This window comes from Corynebacterium sp. ACRPQ (assembly GCF_022347225.1).
Lineage (GTDB): Bacteria > Actinomycetota > Actinomycetes > Mycobacteriales > Mycobacteriaceae > Corynebacterium > Corynebacterium tuberculostearicum_D.
In genome coordinates, this window is record NZ_JAKRNF010000022.1 from 1 (window position 1) to 24,000 (window position 24,000).

22 protein-coding genes and 1 pseudogene are annotated in these 24,000 nt (G+C 58.4%); 13 read left to right on the top strand and 10 right to left on the bottom strand.

Going from position 1 to position 24,000, the window contains the following annotated elements:
* Positions 1 to 748, top strand: a 748-nt coding sequence (locus MHY24_RS10755; RefSeq protein WP_239230561.1) for a hypothetical protein, incomplete at its 5' end; no start/stop codon positions are given.
* Between the two features lie 190 nt (positions 749 to 938).
* Here MHY24_RS10755 and MHY24_RS10760 read toward each other — a convergent pair.
* The 3 genes and pseudogenes from MHY24_RS10760 to MHY24_RS10770 form a co-directional block, all read right to left on the bottom strand.
* Positions 939 to 2,080: pseudogene (locus MHY24_RS10760) on the bottom strand (IS110 family transposase).
* A 199-nt stretch (positions 2,081 to 2,279) separates the two neighbouring features.
* A protein-coding gene (locus tag MHY24_RS10765) for an IS3 family transposase (RefSeq protein ID WP_239230563.1) occupies positions 2,280 to 3,472 on the bottom strand; the annotation gives its coding sequence in 2 pieces (ribosomal slippage) (positions 2,280 to 3,193 and positions 3,193 to 3,472; 1,194 coding nt in all).
* A gap of 561 nt (positions 3,473 to 4,033) precedes the next feature.
* Positions 4,034 to 5,071: a hypothetical protein gene (locus tag MHY24_RS10770; protein WP_239230565.1), complete on the bottom strand. Its 1,038-nt coding sequence runs from the start codon at positions 5,069 to 5,071 to the stop codon at positions 4,034 to 4,036.
* Positions 5,072 to 5,355: 284 nt separating this feature from the next.
* Between MHY24_RS10770 and MHY24_RS10775 the strand changes: the two genes are divergently transcribed.
* Positions 5,356 to 6,018, top strand: coding sequence for a hemolysin III family protein (locus MHY24_RS10775; protein ID WP_239230594.1), 663 nt, complete (start codon positions 5,356 to 5,358; stop codon positions 6,016 to 6,018).
* Here MHY24_RS10775 and MHY24_RS10780 read toward each other — a convergent pair.
* The gene (locus tag MHY24_RS10780; protein ID WP_239230567.1) at positions 6,015 to 7,025 is read right to left on the bottom strand and encodes an acyl-CoA thioesterase; all 1,011 of its coding nucleotides are present in this window, start codon (positions 7,023 to 7,025) and stop codon (positions 6,015 to 6,017) included. The genes MHY24_RS10775 and MHY24_RS10780 overlap by 4 nt on opposite strands.
* 33 nt (positions 7,026 to 7,058) lie before the next feature.
* Between MHY24_RS10780 and MHY24_RS10785 the strand changes: the two genes are divergently transcribed.
* From MHY24_RS10785 to purM, 3 genes are read left to right on the top strand one after another with little or no spacing between them, the layout of a single operon-like run.
* A complete protein-coding gene (locus MHY24_RS10785) occupies positions 7,059 to 7,463 on the top strand; it encodes a sterol carrier family protein (protein WP_086588954.1) in 405 nt (134 codons plus the stop codon).
* Positions 7,464 to 7,473: 10 nt separating this feature from the next.
* Positions 7,474 to 8,970, top strand: coding sequence for an amidophosphoribosyltransferase (gene purF, locus MHY24_RS10790; protein WP_239230569.1), 1,497 nt, complete (start codon positions 7,474 to 7,476; stop codon positions 8,968 to 8,970).
* Between the two features lie 18 nt (positions 8,971 to 8,988).
* Entirely contained in the window at positions 8,989 to 10,041 is a 1,053-nt protein-coding gene (gene purM / locus MHY24_RS10795; protein ID WP_239230571.1) for a phosphoribosylformylglycinamidine cyclo-ligase, read from the top strand.
* Between the two features lie 89 nt (positions 10,042 to 10,130).
* Here the strand turns inward: purM and MHY24_RS10800 are convergent, their stop codons facing one another.
* Together MHY24_RS10800 and MHY24_RS10805 are read right to left on the bottom strand one after the other, a co-directional pair.
* A complete protein-coding gene (locus MHY24_RS10800) occupies positions 10,131 to 10,328 on the bottom strand; it encodes a DUF3073 domain-containing protein (RefSeq protein ID WP_193387586.1) in 198 nt (65 codons plus the stop codon).
* 140 nt (positions 10,329 to 10,468) lie between these two features.
* Positions 10,469 to 11,533, bottom strand: coding sequence for a folate-binding protein YgfZ (locus MHY24_RS10805; RefSeq protein ID WP_239230573.1), 1,065 nt, complete (start codon positions 11,531 to 11,533; stop codon positions 10,469 to 10,471).
* 30 nt (positions 11,534 to 11,563) lie between these two features.
* On the opposite strand from MHY24_RS10805, the gene MHY24_RS10810 reads away from it, so the two are divergent.
* The gene (locus MHY24_RS10810; protein WP_239230575.1) at positions 11,564 to 12,427 is read left to right on the top strand and encodes an aminodeoxychorismate lyase; all 864 of its coding nucleotides are present in this window, start codon (positions 11,564 to 11,566) and stop codon (positions 12,425 to 12,427) included.
* Here MHY24_RS10810 and MHY24_RS10815 read toward each other — a convergent pair.
* Complete coding sequence (locus tag MHY24_RS10815) at positions 12,424 to 13,119, bottom strand: FABP family protein (RefSeq protein ID WP_005325810.1); 696 nt, start codon at positions 13,117 to 13,119, stop codon at positions 12,424 to 12,426. The genes MHY24_RS10810 and MHY24_RS10815 overlap by 4 nt on opposite strands.
* 53 nt (positions 13,120 to 13,172) lie before the next feature.
* Here MHY24_RS10815 and MHY24_RS10820 point away from each other — a divergent pair, with 53 nt between their 5' ends.
* Positions 13,173 to 14,210 (top strand): diacylglycerol kinase family protein, encoded by a 1,038-nt coding sequence (locus MHY24_RS10820; RefSeq protein ID WP_239193333.1) that lies wholly within the window; start codon positions 13,173 to 13,175, stop codon positions 14,208 to 14,210.
* Here MHY24_RS10820 and MHY24_RS10825 read toward each other — a convergent pair.
* On the bottom strand, positions 14,194 to 15,021 hold the full coding sequence (locus MHY24_RS10825) for a DUF2993 domain-containing protein (protein WP_005330041.1): 828 nt from the start codon (positions 15,019 to 15,021) through the stop codon (positions 14,194 to 14,196). The two genes, MHY24_RS10820 and MHY24_RS10825, sit on opposite strands and share 17 nt — an antisense overlap.
* 33 nt (positions 15,022 to 15,054) lie before the next feature.
* Between MHY24_RS10825 and mshD the strand changes: the two genes are divergently transcribed.
* The 5 genes from mshD to pstB all read left to right on the top strand — a co-directional run bounded on the left by mshD (position 15,055) and on the right by pstB (position 20,211).
* On the top strand, positions 15,055 to 15,972 hold the full coding sequence (gene mshD, locus MHY24_RS10830; protein ID WP_239230577.1) for a mycothiol synthase: 918 nt from the start codon (positions 15,055 to 15,057) through the stop codon (positions 15,970 to 15,972).
* 214 nt (positions 15,973 to 16,186) lie between these two features.
* Positions 16,187 to 17,290 carry a phosphate ABC transporter substrate-binding protein PstS gene (gene pstS / locus MHY24_RS10835; RefSeq protein WP_239230579.1) on the top strand — a complete coding sequence of 368 codons (1,104 nt, stop codon included), beginning with the start codon at positions 16,187 to 16,189 and terminating at the stop codon, positions 17,288 to 17,290.
* Between the two features lie 120 nt (positions 17,291 to 17,410).
* Positions 17,411 to 18,457 carry a phosphate ABC transporter permease subunit PstC gene (gene pstC, locus MHY24_RS10840; protein ID WP_239230581.1) on the top strand — a complete coding sequence of 349 codons (1,047 nt, stop codon included), beginning with the start codon at positions 17,411 to 17,413 and terminating at the stop codon, positions 18,455 to 18,457.
* A gap of 14 nt (positions 18,458 to 18,471) precedes the next feature.
* Positions 18,472 to 19,386 (top strand): phosphate ABC transporter permease PstA, encoded by a 915-nt coding sequence (gene pstA, locus MHY24_RS10845; RefSeq protein WP_239230583.1) that lies wholly within the window; start codon positions 18,472 to 18,474, stop codon positions 19,384 to 19,386.
* Between the two features lie 51 nt (positions 19,387 to 19,437).
* Positions 19,438 to 20,211, top strand: coding sequence for a phosphate ABC transporter ATP-binding protein PstB (pstB, locus tag MHY24_RS10850; protein WP_239230585.1), 774 nt, complete (start codon positions 19,438 to 19,440; stop codon positions 20,209 to 20,211).
* A 74-nt stretch (positions 20,212 to 20,285) separates the two neighbouring features.
* Here the strand turns inward: pstB and phoU are convergent, their stop codons facing one another.
* Both phoU and dusB read right to left on the bottom strand, forming a co-directional pair.
* The gene (gene phoU / locus MHY24_RS10855; RefSeq protein WP_239193337.1) at positions 20,286 to 21,014 is read right to left on the bottom strand and encodes a phosphate signaling complex protein PhoU; all 729 of its coding nucleotides are present in this window, start codon (positions 21,012 to 21,014) and stop codon (positions 20,286 to 20,288) included.
* A gap of 101 nt (positions 21,015 to 21,115) precedes the next feature.
* Entirely contained in the window at positions 21,116 to 22,261 is a 1,146-nt protein-coding gene (gene dusB / locus MHY24_RS10860) for a tRNA dihydrouridine synthase DusB (RefSeq protein ID WP_040425422.1), read from the bottom strand.
* A 191-nt stretch (positions 22,262 to 22,452) separates the two neighbouring features.
* On the opposite strand from dusB, the gene MHY24_RS10865 reads away from it, so the two are divergent.
* Positions 22,453 to 23,955 (top strand): acetyl-CoA hydrolase/transferase family protein, encoded by a 1,503-nt coding sequence (locus MHY24_RS10865; RefSeq protein ID WP_005330051.1) that lies wholly within the window; start codon positions 22,453 to 22,455, stop codon positions 23,953 to 23,955.
* Positions 23,956 to 24,000: the final 45 nt, after the last annotated feature.

Here is a 24,000-nt window from a genome sequence, read left to right on the forward strand (position 1 = left end):
GCTTCTTTTCAATCGCATCAATCTTGGCCTTATCGGCCGGATCTCGTCTTGTCACGGTAGTCATTCTGGCTTATCTCCTTATGCGGGATCGGTTCCCACACACAAACCATCAGACACTCTCATGAATAGAGATGAGGGGCTAGCCTACATGGCGGTTCAGGCTAAAAAAGCGGATTCGAAAAAGAATTTTGGTTACTCAATTGCCAGTTTGGATTATATTCGAGACAAGGTTGAGCGGACATACCCCTCGGTCGATATAGACCTGGTTATGGATGTTGTTGATCAAACTGACTATCTTGAACGTGAAGAGGGCGACAAAGTTGGGCCTATGGAGGCACGCCGCTTTAATAAAGCTCGAAAAAACTACCTTTCCGGGTTGCACCCGTCGCTGTTGAGCTATGAAGATAATCCATATGATGATAAAGCAAGTGGAATTTTGGTGCTGAGTCCTGAAGAATACCAAGAAATCCTCGATGAAGCTGGTGTGAACTACCAAGATTTCGCCTTCTATGTCTTGCTGTCGCTTGTGTATGGAAATAGCAATGTGGGTCGTCATGATGCAGGTGATCGCATTTTCTCTAATGATGAAGCTACGGAATCGGAGATGCGAGAGGCGCTTAAAGATTATGGATTTGATGATCCGGATATAGAACAAGCCATCGAAAGAACTAAGAAAGAGCTTTCTAAGCCTCGAATTGCGAAAAGTACTTTCAAGGAACTTATACCCGAAGACCTTAAGAAGAAGTAGTATTTATTAACGGGGGTGTTTCTATACAGTTTGTCAATCTCGCGGGTGGAGAAATCTGAGGCGGATTCTTTCTGCAGGGTTGTTTGGGGTTTGTCTTAGGGCACGGCTGTTTCGTTTTGGTGTTTAGGCTGCGATTCCTTCCTGTGGTAAGGCGGGGATCGCGGTACCACTCGTGATTGCGCATCATGGTTTAAAAAACTTTGATTCGTCTGCGGGTTAGTGCTACTACTGCGGCGTTGTACCTTTTGCCTTCACGGAGCTTTCGTTCATAGAATTGCCGTGAACGCTCGTGGAATCTGATGGATGCAAAGGATAATTGCCATAGGGCGTTCTTTAATTTTTATTACCGGCTCGGTTTAGTGAGTTCGACATGATCGAGGTCCCGGACTGGTTTGTCCGAGGTGATAAGCCAGCGTAAGGGGCTAGGTGCCCAGCTGTCGGAAAGTCGGACATGTCGCCCGCGGTCATGAGAATTTGGGCAGCCGTCTTCGGCCCGATTCCCGGCATGGATAGCAGGATTTGAGTGTGGGGGACGTCGTTGATGAGTTCGATGACTTCCTGCTCGATGTGTTTGCGGTGCTCGAGCTTTAAAAGCGCGTCCTTCGCCGACATTGCTACGCCCATTTCAGCATATTGTGCACCAGCAATGGCGACTGTTTGCTCAGAGATGGCAGCGAATATGGCATCGAGGACAGGTTCGGGGTTGCGTGCCTTATAGCGTCGAGCAAAGGCAGCTGCCTTTGCTTTACCTAAGCGCTTTATCTTGGTCGGTCCGCCGTAGCGTGCAAGTAGGTGCAGAACCCACTTGCGGTGAATTATCTGACCGCGGAGGGACTGTTCGAATTGCGGGTAACAGCCAACTAGTGCACTTCGAATCTGATTGATGAGCCTGGTGTAAGAGCGCGCTAAGTCTTCGTCGATACCGTTGAGGACCTTCAATTGGAGGAAGGCTTCTTCGACGCGGTCGACACTGCGGAGGGATTCCGGAAGGTTCTTCGCAGCGTGGGCGATGATATGGGCATCCCGGATATCAGTTTTGGCATTGCCGGCGTGGATGCGTGAGAGTTGACGCATAGCCAAACCGGGAAGGTAGTGCACGTCGATCCCGAGATCTTGAGCAACCGCGACAGTTAGTCGACCAATGTTATTTGGCTGGTCCACGACGACAAGGACCTTGTGGTCGTGTGTGCTGAACGCTGAAAACAGTGCGCGCAGGGATTTTTCGTTTTGGTTGATGCGCTTAGATAGCACCTGGGTGCCGTCGATATCTAAGACGCAAGCGTGGTGAGAGTATCTACCAACGTCCATGCTGATGACATAGTCGTAGGTCATGTCAGACCTCCTAGCGAATTGAATGAGTATGGGACTTATTTCATCGCTGGTGGTCGGACATGCTTCACGCTGGCATCCACATTACTTTGAGACCTCGCACATTCTGTGCGGGTCAGGTTCCTATTAGCAGTCTGGAGTATGCCACTGCCTTCGGCGGCATCGGGCCTGACCCCCGGAAAGTGGACACGTCGGGGGTTAGCTATGCTGCTCTAGTCAGTGTAGCTGAATTCTCGGCTTCAAAGACATCAGGAGCTAGAAGGTTGCACCAGTAGTGCCGTCTGCGGGTGTTGTAGCGCATGCACCACCGGAAGACTTCTTGGCGGCAGGAGATCGGATTGTCAAAGACTTTCCTGTCACGCAAGATTTCCCGCTTGAGCGTGGCGTTAAACGATTCTGCTAGGGTGTTATCAGCACTCGTTCCTACCGCTCCCATAGACTGGCGCACACCCAACGACGAGCAATAGTTCCTAAAGGCTTGTGAGGTGTACACGCTGCCGTGATCAGAATGGAAAATTGCCCCGTTGAGGCTTCCACGAACCTTGCTGGCATGGGACAAAGCTTCGATAACCAGCGATACTCGCATGTGGTCTGCGAGTGCATGTCCGACAAGTTTGCGCGAGTAGACGTCGATGACCGTGGCCAGGTACATGTTCTTGCCGCCCTTACACGGCAGGTAGGTGATATCACCTACGTAGACGTGGTTCGGCCTGTCAGCGGTGAATCTGCGGCCTACTAGATCTGGCATGACTCGATGACCAGGCTTACGCCTAGTAGTGACACATCGGCGGCGCTTGGTAAAGCCTTTCAGCCCCATGGATTTCATAATGCGTGCGACCTTCTTGTGATTGATCGGGCCGAAATCCGTATCACTGTTGAGGCTCGCAGCAATGCGTTTAGCACCATAAAGCCCGAGCTCATCATCGAAGATGGTCTTGATTCGTGCACCAATAAGAGCATCGGAACACATCTTTAACCTGCGTTCTTCGCGAGTGTTGGCCCATTTGTAGAACGAGGAGCGATTGAGCTTTAACACGTGGCACATCCGCTTAACCGAGTATTCGGTTCGGTGGTCATAGACAAACTGGAAGCGGATTACCAGCGTGTCTCTTCGGCAAAATATTTCGCGGCCTTACGCAGGATGTCGCGTTCTTCGCGCAGCTTCGAGACTTCTCTTTCTAGCTGGCGGATTCGCTCAGAATCAGTCGTCGCTTGGGCCTTGTCACGCATGGTCTTCGTGCGGGCACGTTTGCCGGTGCCGTACTTCTTGATCCAAGAATGCAGCGAGGCACGGTTGATACCGAGCTCTGCTGATGCTGAGTTCAGTGAGAGGTCCTCATTGTTTTCGTAGAGGGCCACGGCATCACGTTTGAACTGTTCGGAGTACCTAGGCATGGTGGTAGATTACCTTTCTTCCCAACCCAACCGGGCTGGATATCAGGTGTCCACCAAACAGGGGTCAGGTCCATCACCCCCGGTTCATTTTCAGACAGGGACGAAAACTAGCCATGCCGAAGCCAGCGACTAGTTCCACTGCCTCAAGGCAGAAGGAACGCAGACAAACATAACCTGCCCCAGCATCGGGCTAGGAGTACGAATCTGGGTTCCTTCAAGCGGAACTGACAACAACGTAATGGGCGAAAGGGAACAACAACGGATTGCCACGGCAATACTTGGATTTGGAAACAGACCTTGGAGTCCACAGTGCAGCGAACTTAGGATTCGTCGACATGCAACTTAATCACCGCCCTGTAAATTCTTGGGCGTTTAGTCGTCGGCCGAGGAAATGACTTTATTGATACTCCCAACCGATATATAGGAAGTGTTTCAACAACGACTAGAATCCACCAGATTTATTTCACACGGCCACAGGGAGCTTGGAAACTTGGCGACCGTTGTTTATAAATGTGGCTAGGGTGCTGCTTGGGTGAGGCATACCCCACTTGCACAGTATGACTAAAGTTCGTTATTTTGCCATCCCTTTGGCAACAGCTTGTCGTACGTTTCTTCATCGACTCCTTGGGCCATTGGTATTTCTTGCATCCTTTCAACGGCGTTTTTGGCTTCGCTACTACTAAAGCCCGAAACTTCTAGTGCTTCTAGCAGGTCGGGCTTGCTCGATTTGGGCTCACCTTCCACCTCCTGGATGGCTTCGTTATCCCATGGAGAGCTTGATTTGTCCACTATTTTCAAGAGAACATAGAGAGCAAAATCATCCCAGTCTACCTCTGCTTTTTCTAGCTCATCTCGATACTCATTTGGGCTGATGTTTTCGGGCTTAAGAAATTTGGTCATGTCAGTGCCCGAAACTTCATCGAACTTATCTGGATGCATCCCTTGCTTATAGAGCATCTGTGCGAAATGCAAGCGGTCATTCGCCATGTCAGAGCCTTCAAGTTTGTCCGTGAACTCGATTTTCTTGATCACTTTATCGACGTTTACGTCGCCGTACTCTCTTTTTAACAAGTCGTGAATGTAATCTAAGCTAGTGTGCGTCCAAGCTTCGGCTCGATAAGCTTCAGCTGCGATATAGGCAATCCCTTCTTTCTTGTCCAAGGTGAGGGCCACCATGCACTTTTCTTCTAGAGCATCTTCGTTGATTTGCTCATCGAATATTTCTCCAGATTCCAAGTCCAGGAAAGTCCGATTGCCGCCCGCATCCATCACTTCTGGAGTGCACCAATCGCCTTCTTGGATATCACCAGTCTCCTGAAACCTTGAAACCAGCTTGCCTTCTGGGGTCGACTCCAGATCTGCGAGGGTTTCGGGCTCCTTGTTTTCAGGGGATTCAGATGATGTTACTTCTTGTGCGGATGATTGGGCTGGAGCGCTGGAGGGGTTAAATACTGGATCATCTGCTTTCTCTTCTTTCGAGCAAGCTGAAACACTGGTGACGAGTAGTCCAGCTGAAATTAGAGTTGCAAATTTTCTTACTGCTCGGTGGGAGTTTGGGGAAAGCGTGTTAAAGCGAGCTGCCTGCAATCTCAATTTCAAGGTTTCTCCTTTAGGGGTCGGAAATTCTTACTTTCAGCGTATCGTAGGGTCCGACGGGCTGTACTGGATTTTAAGCGTCTGATTAGCCACAGGCTTGTTTGGGGCATGAGCTTCCGCTCCTTCGAGTTGCTTGAGCGTTGGGATAGAAGGGCGAAAGCTGTCATGCGCTATCTGGCTACGGTATCGTAGTTTGGTAAGTTGTCCGGTGGAAGGAGCTCATTGTCTTGGCACAGATCCATGCGAATAGTGCACCGGGGCCGGGCCTTGTCCAGCGCACTTACTGGATGGCCGACCGCGGACCAAGGCCGCTGAGCCGTGGCTGGGGACATGCGATTGCAGCGTTGCTGTCGGTGATTTCCTCCACCGTGCTCATTACCTATGCGTGGATGACGCTGCAGTGGTGGCAGGGGCTTGGCGTAACTGTTTACGGAGTGGGGCTGGTGGGGCTCTTTGGGGTCTCGGCCCTATATCACCGCTACCCGTGGGCGAGTGCGCGGGCCGTGCAGTGGTGGCGGCGAGCGGACCACGCGACCATCTCGGTGTTTATTGCGGCGACGTATACGCCGCTGTGTCTCATTGTGCTTTCGCCGGTGCAAGCGGCGTGGATGCTGGCCGTCGCTTGGGGCGGGGCCATCTTGGGCGTGGTGCTCAACTTGATGTGGATCAACCACCCGCGCTGGTTGGACGTGGTGGTCTACCTAGCGTTGGGCTGGCTGGTGCTGCCGCTCTTGCCCACGCTGTGGACGCAGGCCGGCGCGGCCGTCGTCTGGCTGCTCGTTGCCGGCGGCGTGGTCTACTCGCTCGGCGCGCTGGTCTATGGCTTTAAATGGCCAGGGCGCAATGCGCGCTACTACGGCTACCACGAGCACTTCCACACCGCGACCATCGCGGCGGCGGTAGTGCACCTGGTGGCCGTGTGGATGGTCGTGGTTCAGGGGGCTGCTTAGTCGATGTGCTGATTCGTCGGCGCCACCACTAGTGGCTTCGGCGAGTACTTGGCGCGCAGCCCGCGCAGGAGGGTGGCGTGCTCGGCCAGGCGCTTGTCTTCCTCGGTATGCGGGTGGAAGGGGCGGGCCACCTGCGGCTGGCCATCGTGGTCCAGGGCGATATAGGCCACGGTGGCATGAATGGCGGTCTGCAAATTATCGCGGCCGCCGCGCGGGTTGCCGGAGCGGACGTGGATGGACATCTGCATGGAGCGGGTATCGGTGCGCATCATGCGGGCGTCGACCTCGATGAGGTCACCGATGGAAATAGGTCGGTAGAAGCGGATGCCGCCGGCGTAGACGGCCACGGTGCGCTCGGCGGACCACTCCATGGTGCAGGCTGCGCCGGCCTCATCGATCCACTGCATGGCGGTGCCGCCGTGGACCTTGCCGCCCCAGTTGACGTCGGTGGGCTTGGCCAGGAAGCGGTTGACCATGCGCGGGGCGTCGGAAGGCCCGTTGTAGGTTTGTTTTTCCATCTCTTCCTCGATGGCCTTGCGCAGCTCGATGCGCGACTTGGCGGCCTCTTCCACGCGGCACTGCTCATCGGTCTCCGGGACGAAGGGCGGCACCGGGGTGGACTTGCCGGTGGCCGGGTCCTTGGCTACGAAGATGACCAGGCAATCGCAGGCGCGGGTAAAAATGCCCTCGCGCGGGTCGGCAGAGAGCACCTCGTTGACAATGTGCATGGAGGAACGCCCGGTCATAGCGATGCGCGAGCGGACCTCCACGATGTGCCCGGAAGGGATCGGCCGGGTGAAGTGGATATGGCCCACGTATGCGGTCACGCAGTACTGGCCGGACCACTGCACGGCGCAGGCATAGGCGGCTTTGTCAATCCATTCCAAGACGCGTCCGCCGCTGATGCCGGGGGCGCCGGCCATGGTGACGTCGGTTGGCGATGCCATAAAGCGCAGCGTCAGCGCCGGCGATTTCTGGTTTTCCGCAACGGAAGGCGTAGGTGACATAAACAACAAGATAACAGTAGCTATGATGTAGCTATGAAAAAGCCCGTCGATCCCGCTGCCACCCGCGCGGCCGTCATGGCCATCAAAGACTGGATTGCCGCCCCGGCGGAGCACGATAAGCCTGGTAGAGCCCTGCTTGCCGACGCCGTCCGTCGCACCGCCCGCACCCTCGAGGCCGACGCGCCGGGCCATTCCGTGGAGCTGCGCGTACCCCCATTTGTTGCGGTGCAATGCATTGAAGGACCCCGCCATACCCGCGGCACCCCACCCAATGTGGTGGAGACCGACCCGGAAACCTGGCTGCGCCTTGCCACCGGATTGGCGGACTGGGAAGAGGCCGTAAACACTGGTCGCGTCGATGCTTCCGGCTCCCGCGCGGGCGAAATTGCGCAGTGGTTGCCGCTTATTCCGTTAGTTTCCGGCGGCGCGACAGGCTAATATAAACGCCGTGGTAGAAGTACATACTCCTAGTATCACCAATCTCGACGATCAGAATGAGCAGGAGCCCCGCGAAGAGTGCGGCGTCTATGGCGTGTGGGCTCCTGGGGAGGAAGTCTCCAAGCTGACCTACTTTGGTCTCTTCGCCCTGCAGCACCGTGGCCAGGAGGCTGCCGGCATTGCGGTGGGCGATGATGACCGCATCGTCGTCTTCAAGGATATGGGCCTCGTGGCCAATATCTTTGATGAGTCCACCCTGTCCGCCCTCCAAGGAAACGTAGCGGTGGGCCACACGCGCTATTCCACCGCCGGCGGCAAGGAATGGTCCAATGTCCAGCCGATGTTTTCTACCTCCTCCACCGGGGTAGACATCGCCCTTGGACACAACGGCAACCTGGTCAACTACCTGGAGCTGCGCGAGGAGGCCGTGCAGCGCGGCTTGATTAAGCCCCATGAGGAGTCCGTATCTGACTCCATGTGCTTGTCTATGCTGCTTGCCGACGGCGTGGATGAAGACACCTCCGTCTTCGACTCCGCCCGTGACTTGCTCCCGCGCGTGAAGGGCGCATTCTGCCTAACCTTTACCGATGGTCACACCATGTACGCCGCGCGCGACCCGCACGGCGTGCGCCCGCTGGTCCTCGGCCGCTTGGCCAAGGGCTGGGTGGTGGCCTCCGAGACCTGTGCGCTTGATATCTGCGGCGCCCAGTTCATCCGCGAGATTGAACCTGGTGAGCTCGTCGCCATCGATGAGGCTGGCATTCGTTCTGTGAACTTCACGCCGGCCAAGCGCCACGGCTGTGTCTTCGAGTACGTCTACTTGGCCCGCCCGGATAGCGATATCAAGGGCCGCTCCGTCAACGCCTCCCGCGTGGACATCGGCCGCCGCTTGGCCCGCGAATACCCGGCCGAGGGCGCGGACCTGGTCATCCCGGTTCCCGAATCCGGCAACCCCGCCGCCGTGGGCTATGCCCGCGAGTCTGGCATCACCTTCGCTCACGGATTGGTTAAAAACGCCTATGTGGGCCGCACCTTCATCCAACCCACCCAGACCCTGCGCCAGCTGGGCATCCGCTTGAAGCTCAACCCACTGCGCGAAGTCATCAACGGCAAGAAGCTCGTCGTGGTGGATGATTCCATCGTCCGCGGCAATACCCAGCGCGCACTCATCCGCATGCTGCGCGAGGCCGGCGCGGCCGAGGTGCACGTGCGTATCGCCTCCCCGCCAGTGAAGTGGCCGTGTTTCTACGGCATCGACTTCGCCTCCCCGGGCGAGCTGATCGCTAACGCCAGCCCCTCCGATGATCCGGAAACCGTCTGCGCCACTATCTGTGACACCATCGGCGCCGATTCCTTGGGCTTTGTCTCCATTGAGGAGATGGTGGCTGCCACCGAACAGCCGCGTTCCGAGCTGTGTACCGCCTGCTTCTCGGGTGAGTACCCACTTGGCCTGCCCGCCGGAAACTCCAATGCAGACGCCGTGCGCACCCTGCTCGGCACCGAATAACAAAGGACACCTGAAACCATGAGTGACAATACTTACGCAGCAGCCGGCGTCAGCATCGAAGAGGGTGACCGCGCCGTAGAACTTTTCGCCCCGCACGCCAAGCGCGCCACCCGCCCTGAGGTTCTGGGCGGTCTTGGCGGCTTTGCTGGCCTGTTCAAGCTCGGCGATTACAAGGAGCCCATCTTGGCCGCCGGTTCCGACGGCGTCGGCACCAAGCTGGCCGTGGCCCAGGCCATGGACAAGCACGACACCATCGGCATCGACCTCGTCGCCATGTGCGTGGACGACCTGGTTGTCTGCGGCGCGGAGCCACTCTTCCTGCAGGACTACATCGCCGTGGGAAAGGTCGTGCCGGAAAAGGTGGCCGAGGTAGTCAAGGGCATCGCCGAGGGCTGTGTGCAGGCCGGCGCCGCGCTGCTGGGTGGTGAGACCGCCGAGCACCCCGGCATGATGGAAGAAAATGAATACGATGTCTCCGCTACCGCGGTCGGCGTCGTTGAGGCCGATGGCGTACTTGGCCCAGACAAGGTCCGCGATGGCGACGTGCTCATCGCTATGGGCTCTTCCGGCCTACACTCCAATGGTTACTCCCTGGCCCGCCACGTCCTGCTGGAGCAGGCCGGCATGCCTCTCGACGGCCACGTGGAAGAGCTTGGCCGTCCCCTCGGTGAGGAGCTGCTGGAGCCCACCCGCATCTACGCCAAGGACTGCCTGGCCTTGGCCAGTGAGTGCTCCGTATCCACCTTCTGCCATGTCACCGGTGGTGGACTGGCTGGCAACCTCGAGCGCGTCATTCCAGAAGGTCTAGCGGCCGATATTAACCGCGCCACCTGGACCCCGGGCCAGATCTTCAAGCTCATCTCCTCGGTGGGCAAGGTGGAGCTGGCGGAAATGGAGAAGACCTTCAACATGGGTGTCGGCATGATTGCCGTGGTCAATCCTGAAGACCGAGACCGTGCCCTGGCAATGCTTACCGCACGCCACATCGATGCGTGGGAGCTGGGCACCGTCCGCTCCGCCTCCGGCGAGGAGCCGCGCGTGGTCATGCACGGCGAGCACCCCAACTTCTAGCAGGGCCCTGCCCCTGCCAGGGGAGGGTATGAGGAAGGGCCCTAGGAGATTTCCTAGGGCCCTTGAGCTATCCGGCGGCGAGCGGAAGATTAGCGTTCGTCGCGGTCGGCATCATCCCATTCGTCGACGTAGTCGGCGTATGGGTCATCCTCTTCATAATCGCGGGAGTCACCCTCTTGCTGTGCGGCGAGTTCCCGTTGCAGGGACTCGATATCCATCTCGGGTGAGTTGTACTTGAGCTGGCGTGCAACTTTGGTCTGCTTTGCCTTTGCGCGTCCGCGTCCCATGTGCATGACCCCCTTGGGTTAGTAGGGCGCGCCAGGGATTCTTGGGCGCCCCATCGACTTGTCTATTGAGTATCTTCCTGTAAGACACAATAGCCTGTGTGACGAAAAAATTCCGCACCGCCCCCTAGCTAGTGGGAGATCTAACGCCCGCGCAGCCGGTTTACTGCCTCACGCCCGGCCTTGGGGCCCTCATCCTCGGGGATGGAGGAAGGATCGATAGACGCCGCGGTATCGCCCACTTCTAGGGTGCCGGCGTCCAGCGCAGAGCGCTTCACTAGGCCTAGGGCGATGGGGCCGAAATCGCAGTCATCCACAATCGTGCCGATGCGGCCTACCTTACGTCCATTGAAGGTAATGTCATCGCCCACATTTGGACGTTGCGGCGCGGAGCCGTCGAGGTGCAGCTGCACCAATAGGCGAGGGGAGCGGCCCAGATTTTCTACGCGCGCCACCGTTTCCTGGCCGCGGTAGCAGCCCTTATTGAGGTGAACGTGGGCCGGGTTATCCACGCTGCGGCTGATCCACTGCGGCACCTCGTGGGGGATGGACTTATTATCCAGATCCGCTGCCAGCTCCGGCTCGCGGGCACGGACGCGCTCGGCGGTAAACGCCATGAGCCCCGCTAGCCGTGCACCGGATTCCTCCAGGTGGTTCGTTGCCTCGACCAAGGATTCCCGCGGAATGCCCAGGTCAACGCGCTTGATTCCCGGCCACTGGACCTGGCGGGCAAACTCCACCATGGGTGGAAGGGAAACATCGGCCTCACCCAGGAGGGTGAGGATGGCGATATCGGCTTCCTCTACGGTGACCTCGGACCAGAAGACCATCATGGTGAGGAACTTAAAGAGGGAGTCGAATTGCGCCGCGGGGACGTCGATAAGAAAGGCATCTTCGGTCCGCACGGTATCCATGTGGTGGAGGATGTGGCCTTGGATGTCCAGGTCGAGGGCGCCGGCGGTGAAGCCCACGGGGGCGTCGTCAAGCTTCTGTGAAAGTAGATTATTAAGAAACTCGGCGGCGTCCTTGCCGCTCACGCGAATGACGCGGCGCTGGGAGCGGTCAATGACGATGGTGCCGCCATCGGCGGCCCGTTGCTCGCCCAGCGGATTGCCATAGTGCCAGGCCACGCCCTGGGCATCGAGTACGGTCGCGTCCTGGTGCTCCGCGGCACCGGCGCGCTGCAGAAGAGGCGAAGAATAACTCACAACTACCGATGGTAGGGCATAATCAAATGTATGAAGTTTTCGCCGCGAAAAGAGCCGGTCATCTACGTTGTGGAGCCCTTTGGAGGGTCGGTACGCAGGCACATGCCCGCGCTGCCTCTTATCTACGCCGATGATGCCGCGGTCACCCGCGGCGACGGCATCTTTGAATCCCTGCTCGTGCGCGGAGGCAAAGCTGCTAACCTGCAGCGCCACGCGCAACGCTTCTGCGATTCGGCCCGCACGATGAACCTGCCAGAGCCACCCATGGACAAGTGGGAAGAAGCCACCCGGCTCGCCATCGCGGACTTCTGCGGGGACGAGCAAGGCGATGCTAAATGCACGTGGACCTATACCCGCGGGCGCGCCTCCACAGGGCGGCCGAGCGCGTGGGTTGTTGTGCAGCCGATCGAGGACAAGGTGCTAGAGCAACGCGCCCACGGCGTCGCCGTCATGACAAGCCCCCGCCTGTGGCACGTAGCGGAGGAATTGCCCGCCAAGACGCTCAATTACGCGGCCACCATGGCGATGCTGCGCATGGCGCGGGAGAAGGGCTTTGAGGATCTCATCCTCACCGACCCGGACACCGGAGAAATACTTGAAGGCGCCACCTCAACCGTGGTGGCCGTCAAGGGCGAGAAACTGCGCACCGCGGCCGGCCGCGGTATCCTGCCCGGCACCACGCAGGCGGCGCTCTTCGCCCACGCCAAAGAAAAGGGCTATCGCTGCAAGGCCAAGCCGCTGACCGTGGAGTATCTGGAAAAGGCGGATTCGGTGTGGCTGGTGTCCTCGGTGCGCGTTGCTGCGCGCGTAACTAGGCTCAATGACAAAAAAATGAAGGCCCCGGATAACGTGGACGTCATCCGAGACCTTATAGATGCAGCGCTTGGGGCTTAGCCGGCGATGCGGGTGAGCTCCGCGGACATGTAGGGGCGCATCTCGCCATCAACCATGCGCTCGTCTACCCAGCCCAGGTTGTTATTGGGCATGAGGCCGTACATGCGCTTGCCTGGGCCCAAGTTCTTCGGGCCGGTTTCCGTGACCATGGTGGAGGCGGATTCCAGCTGCCATGCGCGGTCATTGAAGGGTTCGCCGTAGAAGATTTCCACGATGCCGGTAGAAGAGGTGTAGGTGACCTCGATTTCATCCTTTTCCGAGATACGCCAGAAGCCGGTCTCGCGCACAGACGGGCCTTCTGGCTTGCCCTCGGTATCGATCTTCCAAGTGCGGGAGCTAAAGGTCAGGTAATTCTCGCCATCGTGGGCGATGACCAGCTGCTGGCCAAAGGTGTATTCCTGGCCCTTCGTATCGTGGGCCTGGCCCTCGCCTTGCCAGACGCCCACAAGGGGGAGTAGTCCCAGCAGGCCGTCGTGCAGCGATGGGCCCTGGCGCAGGTTCGCGGTATCGTCCGGTACCGGGGTATCGCCCAGCTCGAGAGCGGGGATATTGCGGCTAGCGGCGTCCTTCCACTGCTCGGCAGCCTGGTTCACGGCATCGTTGCCATTGAGTTTTCCTGGATCGTTTTCCGGGTGGGAAGCCGCGGTGGTCTCGATGTTTTCAGGGGTGGTTTCATTATTATTTTCGCTCATGGGCGTCCAGCCTAGTCGTGCACCCGCCTTTTTAACTACTAGACTTGGACCTCGTGCACGCATTGATGATCTCGAATCCAAACTCGACCTCACAAACCAACGCCCTCTTCCGCCAAATCGTTCCCTGCCTACAATCGGTAGAGGGCCTGCATCTCAAGGTGCAATTTACGCATTACCCTGGCCATGCAGAAGAGATGGTCAAGGGAATGACCAGGGATGACTACGACGTCATCATTGCTGTGGGCGGAGATGGAACCGTCAACGAGGTAGTCAACGGGCTCCTCGGCCCGGCGGATGAGCAGTGTCCCGATCCGCAGTCCATCCCGGCGCTGGCCGTAATTCCTACCGGCTCCGCCAATGTCTTTGTGCGCGCTCTAGGGTTCCCCAACACCCCAATGGAGGCTACCCATGTGCTGGCTCGCATGCTCGACCGGGATCTGCGCCGCACCATTTACCTAGGAACGTGGAACGAGCGGTGGTTTGCCGTCAACGCCGGCTTCGGTTTGGACGCGGATGTCTTGGCACGCGTGGATCGTGCCCGCGAACAGGGATTTTCGGCCACTCCGCTGCGCTACCTAAACGTTGCCATTCGGGCTTGGAGCCGTGCGCGGAAGAACCCGCCGCATATTGCAGTCAAGGCCGAGTCCAGCAGCGGCGAGCAGCTGCGCAAGGACGATGTGCCACTGCTGTTTACCTCGAATACCAACCCGTGGACTTTCCTGGGCCCGCTGCCGGTAGTGACTAACCCGCGCAATTCCTTCGATGAGGGCCTTGCCCTGTTTGGGTTGGAGGAGTTTAGCGGGCTCGGCGGCGTTGTCGGCCTGTTGCACCTCTTCGGTGCCGATAAGCGCGGATGGCTCAATAAGCTCACCAAGGAAAAGACGGTGGCCTTCGACGACGCCATGCGGGTAGAGCTCGTCTGCCGCGAACCACAGCGCTTCCAAGCCGATGGAGAATCGGAGGGGCGCTTTGACGCGGTTACCTTGGCCTCCGTGAAGGATGCCATTGAGGTATTCGCCCCGCAGGATAGGCGGGAGGCCCATCAGCGCACGATGAAGGAAGTGCTGCGGGATTTTATTCGCCTGCGCTAGTCTGCGGCGCGGGGCCGACCCGGTGCTTGGTATCGGCGGCCTTCTTTTCCGCCTCTTCCACGGCCTTTTGCTCCGAGCCTTCAATCTCTAGCGGGGAGAGCTGGGCCAGCTGCACCTTGATATTGCGGCGCTGTACCTCGAAGGAAATGGTTCCTCCCTGCATCTTTACCGCGGTCGCTTGGGCCGGAAGCGGCAGCTGGCGGGTGTCGAAGTTGAGGGAAAAGGCCTTTTGTAGGCGCTCATCGTCCGTGTCATAGACCTGCATGCGAAACTCCGGACCAACCAGGCGGAGGGTGACCTTGGCGGTGGACTTGTGGGCGTCGCCAGGCAGGGTGCCCGTTAGCTCTGCTTCTGCGGAGGTGCCACCGGAGGGGGAAATATCGTCGGGGTTAGCAATCGAGAGATCGGTAATTCCCAACAGGCGGCCCAGCGCCACACCATCCAAGGAAATGCCGCGCGAGTAGGTGGAGACGGGCGCGCCCTCAATATCGCCGTTCATGACCTGCTCTGGGGTGACGGTGATATCGCGCAGCACGGTCGAAGCATTGACCATGCCCAGCTTGGGCACCTCCACGTCCAGGGCCTTGACCTCGAGATAAGGGATTTCCTTCGAAGCCGCCGCCCACACGTAGGGGGTGCCGCCGATGAAGACATCCGGCGTATTATCCAGCCGCGAATTGGCTTTCACGGCTTGTGCCACCTTGTGTTCCGTGTGCATAGCCACGCAGGCATCCGCCACCCAGGCCGCAATGAGCACGCACACCACGAGGAGGACGTGCACGATGCGCCGGTCAATCTTAAGAACACTCACCCTTTCATTCTTACCCTACGTATTCTGGGGCCTATGACTAGCAATGCCTTTAAGATTACGGAAGAAAACCTACCGGACGCACCGGAGCTGGCTCGCCGCGTTGACGTGCTGGCTGAGCAGGCCGAACGTGCCGATGGAATGGCGCCGCTGTCGGAGCAATTCCTCAACGGTCTTAGCGATTCCCGCCTGGAGCACCGCCACCTGGTGGCCTGGGTAGGGGAGGAGCCGTGCGGCGTAGCCGGTCTGGAGGGCTCTACCGCCGAGCTATTCATTGCCCCCGACTTCCGTGGTCAGGGCTTTGGTGCCCTGCTTTACGACGCTGCCGCGAAAACCCCTAACCTGCAGGCCTGGGCCCACGGAAACTTGCCAGCTGCCAAGGCCGTAGCAGAGTCACGCGGTCTGCAGGTCACCCGCAAGCTCGTGGTCATGGGCATTGGGGGAGAAGAGCTCGCGGCCGCGGCCCAGCCCGCGGAGTTGCCCCTAACTGCTCTCAATTACACCGAAGCAGTGGATAAATGGGAGAAAAGCCGCGTGGAGGAACAGTGGCTCAAGGTAAATAATGAGGCCTTTTCCTGGCACCCCGAGCAAGGCGGCTGGGATGTAGAACGCCTTCACCGCGGGATGGAAGCGGACTGGTTCGATCCCGCCGACGTGCTCTTCCTGTGGGATACCGCAGGGGAGCCGGTTTTAGCCGGCTTCCACTGGACCAAGTGGCATGCGGAGGAAACCCCAGGATTTGGCGAGGTCTACGTGGTGGGTTTGGCCGAGCACTATCGCGGCCAGAAATTGGGCGGCCCGTTGCTGCAAGTGGGACTGCGCCGCATGGTAGAAAAGGGAGCTCAAAAGGTAATTCTCTACGTGGAAGCGGATAATGATCCGGCGCTCAAGGCCTATGAGCGTTTGGGATTTAAAGTTGATGAAGAACACGTTGTATGGGGCGTATGTGACTAACGTCATGGGGTTCGCGGCGTTTGTTCACTTAGAGTTCACCTCCTAGAACCCTGTTGGTCAGATACTGCCGATAGCTTTACACCTTGTGAGTTAACCGCACCTATGCGCCTGCATCCCGTCCCAGAAGGCGGAGCGGGATGCAGGAGATATCTCTCTAGGAGATGCGGTTTCCTCGGACAATCAATCTCTGATCTGCATCGGAAAGGGTTTTCCCGTGATTCGCAACTTCAAGCGCACTGCCGCAATCTTCGGCATCGTAGCCGCAACCTCTACCGCTCTCGTAGCTTGCTCTGAGGAGTCTGGCTCCTCCTCCGATTCCGCTGGCGGCGAAGACGTCTCCGGCGAGCTCGTCGGCGACGGCGCATCCTCCCAGCAGAACGCAATGTCTTACTTCAAGACCGCGTTCTCCGAGGATCACCCAGACGCTTCCCTGTCCTACAATGCTTCCGGTTCCGGCGCTGGCGTTGAGGCCTTCACCAACGGCCAGGCTGACTTCGCTGGTTCTGACTCCGCCCTGAAGGAAGACGAGGGCGAGGTTGAGGCTGCCGCTAAGCGTTGCGACGGCAACGAGGCATGGCACCTGCCAACCACCATCGGCCCGGTTGCAATCGCCTACAACCTGGGTGACACCGAGATCAACCTTTCCACCGAGACCCTGGGCAAGATCTTCAAGGGTGAAATCAAGAAGTGGAACGACAAGGCTATCGCCGCTGACAACGAGGGCACCGACCTGCCGGACAAGGACATCACCGTCATCTACCGTGCCGATGAGTCCGGTACCTCCGCAAACTTCCAGAAGTTCCTGAAGGCCGCTACGGGCGACTGGGACACCGAGGGCAAGCAGTTCCCGGGTGATACTGGTCAGGGCGTTACCGGCTCCGCCGGCGTTGCTGACGAGGTTGCAAGCAACGACGGTGCAATCACCTACGTTGAGTCAGGCTTCGCAGACCAGAAGGAAGGCGACGGCGTAAAGAAGGCCAAGATTGACTTCGGCCACGGCCCAGTTGAGCTTTCCACCGAGTCCGTCAACAAGGCTCTGGAAAACCTAGAGTTCAAGGAGACCGACTCCGAGCACAACATGGTTGTTGACTCTGAGGCACTGTTCTCCTCCGATAACGAGGGTGCATACCCGCTCATCCTGACCACCTACAACATCGTCTGCTCCAAGGGCTACAATGAGGAGAAGTCCAAGCTGGTTAAGTCCTTCTTCACCACCGTGCTGGATCACCAGGACGATCAGCTGGCTGAGCAGGGCTTCATCCCGGTCGAGGGTGCACACCTGGACAAGCTGAAGGCTGCTGTTGACGCTTTGCAGTAAGCGCTAAAGCTATAAAAGCTTAATACCCCCGCCCCCACTGCCGCACAAAATTCGCGCTTTGGGGGCGCAGGTATGTAACGATATTTTCCATTTTTAACGCTGAAAAGGATTAACAGTCTCATGGCAGACAATAATCTCTCCACGGCTCCAGAGCAGACGGATGTGAATGTCACCGCTGCCGAGCGAGTCTCCAACAGCGGACACGATGAGGCAGCAGCCTCCAGCTCCAATAGCGGTGTAAAGCGCCCAGGCGACCGTGTCTTTGAGTTCCTCTCCACTGCTTCGGCAACGCTTATCACCGTTATGATTGCCGCCATCGCTGCCTTCCTGCTGTGGCGTGCTGTTCCCGCCTTGGCCGTCAATGACGGCGGCATCTTGGGCTTCTTTACCTATGGCGGGCGTTGGGAGACCGGCGATACTTCCGCGATGAAGTTCGGTATCCCGACCATGTTCGGCAACACCGTTCTGCTCTCCGTCTTCGCCCTTCTGCTGGCTATGCCGGTGGCCCTGGCCATCGCAATCTTCCTGTCCAATTACGCGCCTGCCCGCTTGGTCAAGCCGCTTGGCTTCCTCGTGGACATGCTGGCTGCGGTTCCCTCCATTGTTTATGGTCTGTGGGGCTGGCAGGTTCTCGGCCCAGCCCTATCCGGCTTCTACTCCTGGTTGGAGTCTTGGGCCGGAGGCTTCTTCCTATTCCAAGTCTTTGATAACTCGCCGTCTTTCGCTACTGGCCGCAACCTGTTTACCGGTGGCATTGTGCTCGCCGTTATGATCCTGCCGATCATCGCTGCTACCGCCCGCGAGGTCTTTGTCCAGACCCCTCCAGGCCAGGTGGAATCGGCCTTGGCATTGGGCGCTACTCGTTGGGAAGTCATCCGTATGACGGTTCTTCCTTTCGGCATGTCCGGCTACATTGCCGGTTCCATGCTCGGCTTGGGTCGTGCATTGGGTGAGACCATGGCGCTATACATGGTTGTCTCCCCGCTGATTGACTTCCGCTTCTCGCTTTTCGACGGCGGTACTACCTTCGCTACAGCTATCGCTCTGGCATCTGCCGAGTTCGGTAACGAGATGCGCGCTGGTGCCTACATCGCCGCCGGCCTCATGCTGTTCTTGCTGACCTTCGTGGTCAACGCAATTGCCCGCGCCATCGTGAAAAATAAGTAAGGAGGGGAGGATCAATGACTACGACAACTAATGCCAAGCCTGCCTCCCAAGGCGGCGCGACCTTCTTGGACATCTCCGGCTCCCGCAAAATGACCAATAACATCGCCACCGTAGTGGTTTGGGGCGCAATGATCTTAGCCTTGGTTCCGCTGGTGTGGGTTCTGTGGGAACTCATCGCCCGCGGTAGCGGCGTCATTCTCAACGCTGAGTGGTGGACCGCCTCCCAGCGCGGCATCATGAATAGTTCTTCCGGCGGCGGTGCCGCTCACGCCATCGTGGGTACCTTCGTCCAGACCATTCTGGCCTCCCTTATCTCTATCCCGATCGGTATCTTTACCGCCATCTACTTGGTGGAGTACTCCAAGGGCGGCTGGCTCGGCCGCATCACCACCTTCATGGTGGACATCCTGTCCGGTGTGCCTTCCATCGTTGCGGCCCTGTTCATCTTCGCCATGTGGATCACTCTGTTCGGCTTCGGCCGCTCCGGCTTCGCCGTGGCGCTGTCCCTGGTGCTACTGATGATTCCGATTGTGGTGCGCAATACTGAAGAGATGCTGCGCGTGGTTCCGATGGATTTGCGTGAGGCATCCTACGCGCTCGGCGTACCGAAGTGGAAGACCATCGCCCGCATTGTCTTGCCTACCGCACTGTCTGGCATCGTTACCGGCATCATGCTAGCGATTGCCCGCGTGATGGGTGAGTCCTCCCCAGTGCTGGTCTTGGTTGGTTCCTCCTCCGTCATCAACTGGGATGCTTTCAAGGGCTCTCAGTCTTCGCTTCCGCTGATGATGCTGGATATGTACAAGGCCGGTGCACAGCCCGCCGTGCTGGACAAGCTCTGGGGCGCAGCCTTGACGCTGGTTATCCTCATCGCTGTTCTCAATATTGCGGCCCGCATCATTTCCGCAAAGTTCTCGGTTAAGAAGTAACCGCCGTGCTACTCGATTCCGCCATACACTCGCTAGAGGAGAAACTCCCAAATGTCTAAGCTCGCGCTCAATGACGTGAACATCTTTTACGGCGACTTCCACGCCGTGCAGAACGTGAACATGCAGATCCCGGCCCAGGCCGTGACCGCATTCATCGGACCTTCCGGCTGTGGTAAGTCCACCGTGCTGCGCACCATCAACCGCATGCACGAGGTAATCCCTGGTGCCTTCGTGAAGGGTGAAGTCCTGCTCGATGGCACCAATATCTACGGTCCGAAGGTGGACCCGGTATCCGTGCGCAACACCATCGGCATGGTCTTCCAAAAGGCTAACCCGTTCCCCACCATGTCCATCGAGGACAACGTGGTGGCAGGCCTGAAGCTCTCCGGTGAAAAGAACAAGAAGAAGCTCAAGGAAGTCGCGGAGAAGTCCCTGCGCGGCGCCAATCTGTGGGACGAGGTCAAGGACCGCCTAGATAAGCCGGGCGGCGGCCTTTCCGGTGGTCAGCAGCAGCGTCTGTGCATCGCCCGCGCCATCGCTGTGGAGCCAGAGGTGCTGCTCATGGACGAGCCTTGTTCCGCACTGGATCCGATTTCCACCCTTGCCGTGGAGGACCTCATCCACGAGCTGAAGGAAAACTTCACCATCGTCATCGTGACCCACAACATGCAGCAGGCAGCTCGCGTGTCCGACAAGACCGGCTTCTTCTCCCTCGAAGCAACCGGCAAGCCGGGCCACTTGGTGGAGTTCGATGACACCACCAAGATCTTTGAGAATCCTTCCCAGAAGGAGACCGAGGATTATATCTCCGGCCGCTTTGGCTAAAGATTAGATAGATTGTCCGAGAAAAGGGGGCCGGTTCGAAAGAACCGGCCCCCTTCTTTGGTGCTTAAATCCGTCTAACGGCGGAATTGACGCTCGAGGTCAGCCATCCGTGCTTCGAAGTCGGCGTCCTTTTTGTCCTCTTCTAGCTTCTTGGCATAGTCATTGGGCAAAAGACCCGTGGTCAGATAGATGATGTGGCCGGCCACGGAGACGCAGTGGTCTGCATAGCGCTCGTAGTAGCGCGTAATTTGCGAGGTCTCTACTGCCTCGCGCACGGTGCCCTCCCATTCGCGCTGGGTCAGGATGCGCAAGATGTGGGAGTTGATATCATCCACCGCGTCATCGTCGGCACGGAGATTGATGGATAAATCCGCATCAGGGGTGACGAGGATATCGTGCAGCACTGACCCCATTTCTTCAGTGAGGCGGTACATCTCCTCGAAGTAGCCGATGTAACTCGCCGGTACCACGGCGTCAGGGTGGCGGCGGCGCGCGGAGTCCGCTATGTGCTGGGCTAAACGGCCCATGCGGTAGAGATCCTCCACGATATAAATCGAGGAGACCACCTGACGGAGGTCCTGTGCCATGGGGTTTTCCAGGGCCAAGAGTTTTACGGCACGCTCAGAGCACCTAGCGCGGAACTCATCTAGCTCCTCAGTCATGGTGAGAGCATCTTCCGCGGAGTCCAAGGCGCCCTGCAGCAGCGCCACGGAGGCCTTATCCATGATGTCGCGAACGGTATCGCACATCACGATGAGGTCGTGGGAGAAATTGTCTAGGTGTTCCCTGTAAGCGGCACGCATGCCAAAGATAATAGCGAAAAATTTCGGCCCCTGCGCAACTTAAGTGGAGCATAAATGCGAGTTTCCTGGGTGCCCCTAGCTGCTCTTATATCTTTGTTAGGTTATCCGCCGGAGTTCATAATGTCAGCGGCAACCGGAACGCAATCGTCCTCTGGATCGTCGAGCCAACCATCCGGCAAAGCCACCTTGGATGGCGAGCCCTGGCGGCCGCGGGCCCCGTCGGCGTCGGCAGCCAGGGCATCGGACTCTGCCCAAGGTGCAAGTAGCTCACGCAAGGCATCGAGGGAATTGACCTTGGCTAAGCCCGCGCGGACCTGGCCACCAACCGGGAAACCACGCAGGTACCAACCGATGTGTTTGCGGATATCGCGGGAAGCATTGTCCTCGCCATCGTGCTCCGCCAATAGCTCCGCGTGGCGGAGGATTACCTGGGTGACCTCGCCCAGGGTGGGCTCTGCCGGAATGGACTCGCCGCGCAGCGCAGCGCCGAGCTCGGCAAAAAGCCACGGGCGGCCGAGGCAGCCGCGGCCTACCTGCACGCCGTCGCAGCCGGTCTGTTCCATCATGCGGCGGGCATCCTCGGCACGGAAGATATCGCCATTGCCCAGCACTGGCACGCCAGTATCCGCCAGATGTTCCTTGAGGCGCGCGATTTCGTCCCATCGGGCTTCGCCAGAGTAGCGCTGAGCGGCGGTGCGGCCGTGCAAGGTAACGGCGGCGGCACCGGACTCGACGGCGATGCGCCCGGCGTCGAGATGCGTATGGTGCTCGTCGTCAATGCCCACGCGCATCTTTACCGTGACCGGAATATTGGTGCCCTCTGTGGCCTTGACCGCGGCGGAGACGATATTGCCAAAGAGGCGTCGTTTATAAGGCAGCGCGGAACCGCCACCGCGGCGGGTCACCTTCGGAACCGGGCAACCAAAGTTCATATCGATGTGGTCCGCCAGGTTTTCGTCGACGATCATCTTCGCGGCCTTATACGTATATTCCGGATCCACCGTATAGATCTGGAGGGAACGGGGATCCTCCTGCGGCGCAAAGGTGGTCATGTGCAGCGTCTTTTCATTGCGCTCTACCAAGGCGCGGGCGGTGACCATCTCGCAAACGTAGAGGCCCGACACCGTGCCGGTGCGCTGCAGCTCCTGCTCGCGGCACAACGTGCGGAAGGCAACGTTGGTTACCCCCGCCATCGGGGCGAGGATGACGGGGGAGGAGAGATCGTAGTGTCCAATGCGCAAATTCACGCCCCAATTGTGCTAGTTAACGGGGGAAAATAGCAACCGGGCCCACAGTGGCGCCGTTCCCTATTTTTACTTTATGGGGTAAAGGTCACACAGAAGTGGTGGAAATCTTGCAAAGATTCGCTAATGTGGGCTGTGTAACTAATTAGAACGGCCGTTATTTTGGCTGGCCCCTTAATGAAGGAGGATTACCCTTGTCAGAGAGAATCGCGTATGCCCCATTCGAGAAGCTCGTAGTTTCCGCTGAAGAGGCTGCTCAGCACGTCAACCACGGTGACCGCGTGGGCATTTCTGGCTTCACCGGTGCTGGCTACCCCAAGGGTCTGCCCACCGCCATTGCAGAAAAGGCCAAGGCTCTCCATGAAAAGGGCGAGGAATTTAAGATCGACGTCTTCTCCGGCGCTTCCACTGCCCCGGACTGCGATGGTGTTCTGGCGGAAGCTGAGGCGATTCGCTTTCGCTCTCCTTATAACTCAGATCCCACCCTGCGTAAGCAGTTTAATGATGGCACCGCTCTCTACCAGGATATCCACCTGTCTCACTCGGGCCAGCAGGTAGAAGAGGGCTTCTACGGTGACTTCCAGGTAGCCATTATTGAGGCCGTGCGCATTACCGAAGAAGGCCACGTGGTGCCGTCCTCCGCAGTGGGCAATAACCTCGAGTTCATCGAGGCTGCGGATAAGATCATCATCGAGATCAATGAGTGGCAGTCCATCAACCTCGAGGGCATGCACGATATCTATCGCATTGAAAAGCTGCCTAACCGCCAGCCAATCCCTATCACTAAGCCGGGTGACCGCATCGGTACCACCTACATGGAGGTGCCGGAGGACAAGGTTGTTGCAGTGGTAAAGACCGATGCCCCGGACCGCAACGCACCATTCAAGGAACCGGACGAAGTTTCCGAGAAGATCGCCGCCAACTTCATCGAGTTCCTCGAGGGGGAGGTCGCCGCTGGTCGTCTTGAGTATGACAAGTTCATCATGCAGTCCGGCGTGGGCAACGTCCCCAACGCCGTGATGGCCGGCCTGCTGGATTCCAAGTTTGAGAATATTCAGGCCTATACCGAGGTCATTCAGGACGGCATGCTCGATCTCATCGATGCGGGCAAGATGACCATGGCTTCCGCCACCTCCTTCGCGCTGTCCCCGGACTACGCGGAGAAGATGAATGAGGAGGCAGAGCGCTACCGCAAGCACATCATCCTCCGCCCACAGCAGGTCTCCAACCACCCGGAGGTCATTCGCCGCGTCGGCCTGATTTCCTCCAATGGCATGATTGAGGCCGATATCTACGGCAATATCAACTCCACCAACGTATCCGGCTCCCGCATCATGAACGGCACCGGTGGCTCGGGTGACTTCACCCGCAATGCTTATATCTCCACCTTCGTTTCCCCGTCCGTGGCCAAGGACGGCGCAATTTCCGCGCTGGTTCCGTTCGTGTCCCACACGGACCACACCGAGCACGACACCATGGTCATCATTACCGAGTACGGCGTGGCTGACCTGCGTGGCCTGGCGCCGAAGGAACGCGTGGAGAAGGTCATCTCCGTGGCGCACCCGGATTACCGTCCGTTGCTCGAGGAGTACTTCAACCGTGCCAAGGAAAACAAGTTCCAGCACACCCCGCACGACCTGAAGACCGCCTTTGACTTCCAGGTCCGCTTCATGGAGAAGGGCGATATGCGCGGCTAATGTAGCCACTCCCCGGCAGGCGCTCAGCGGCGAGCTGGGCGCCTT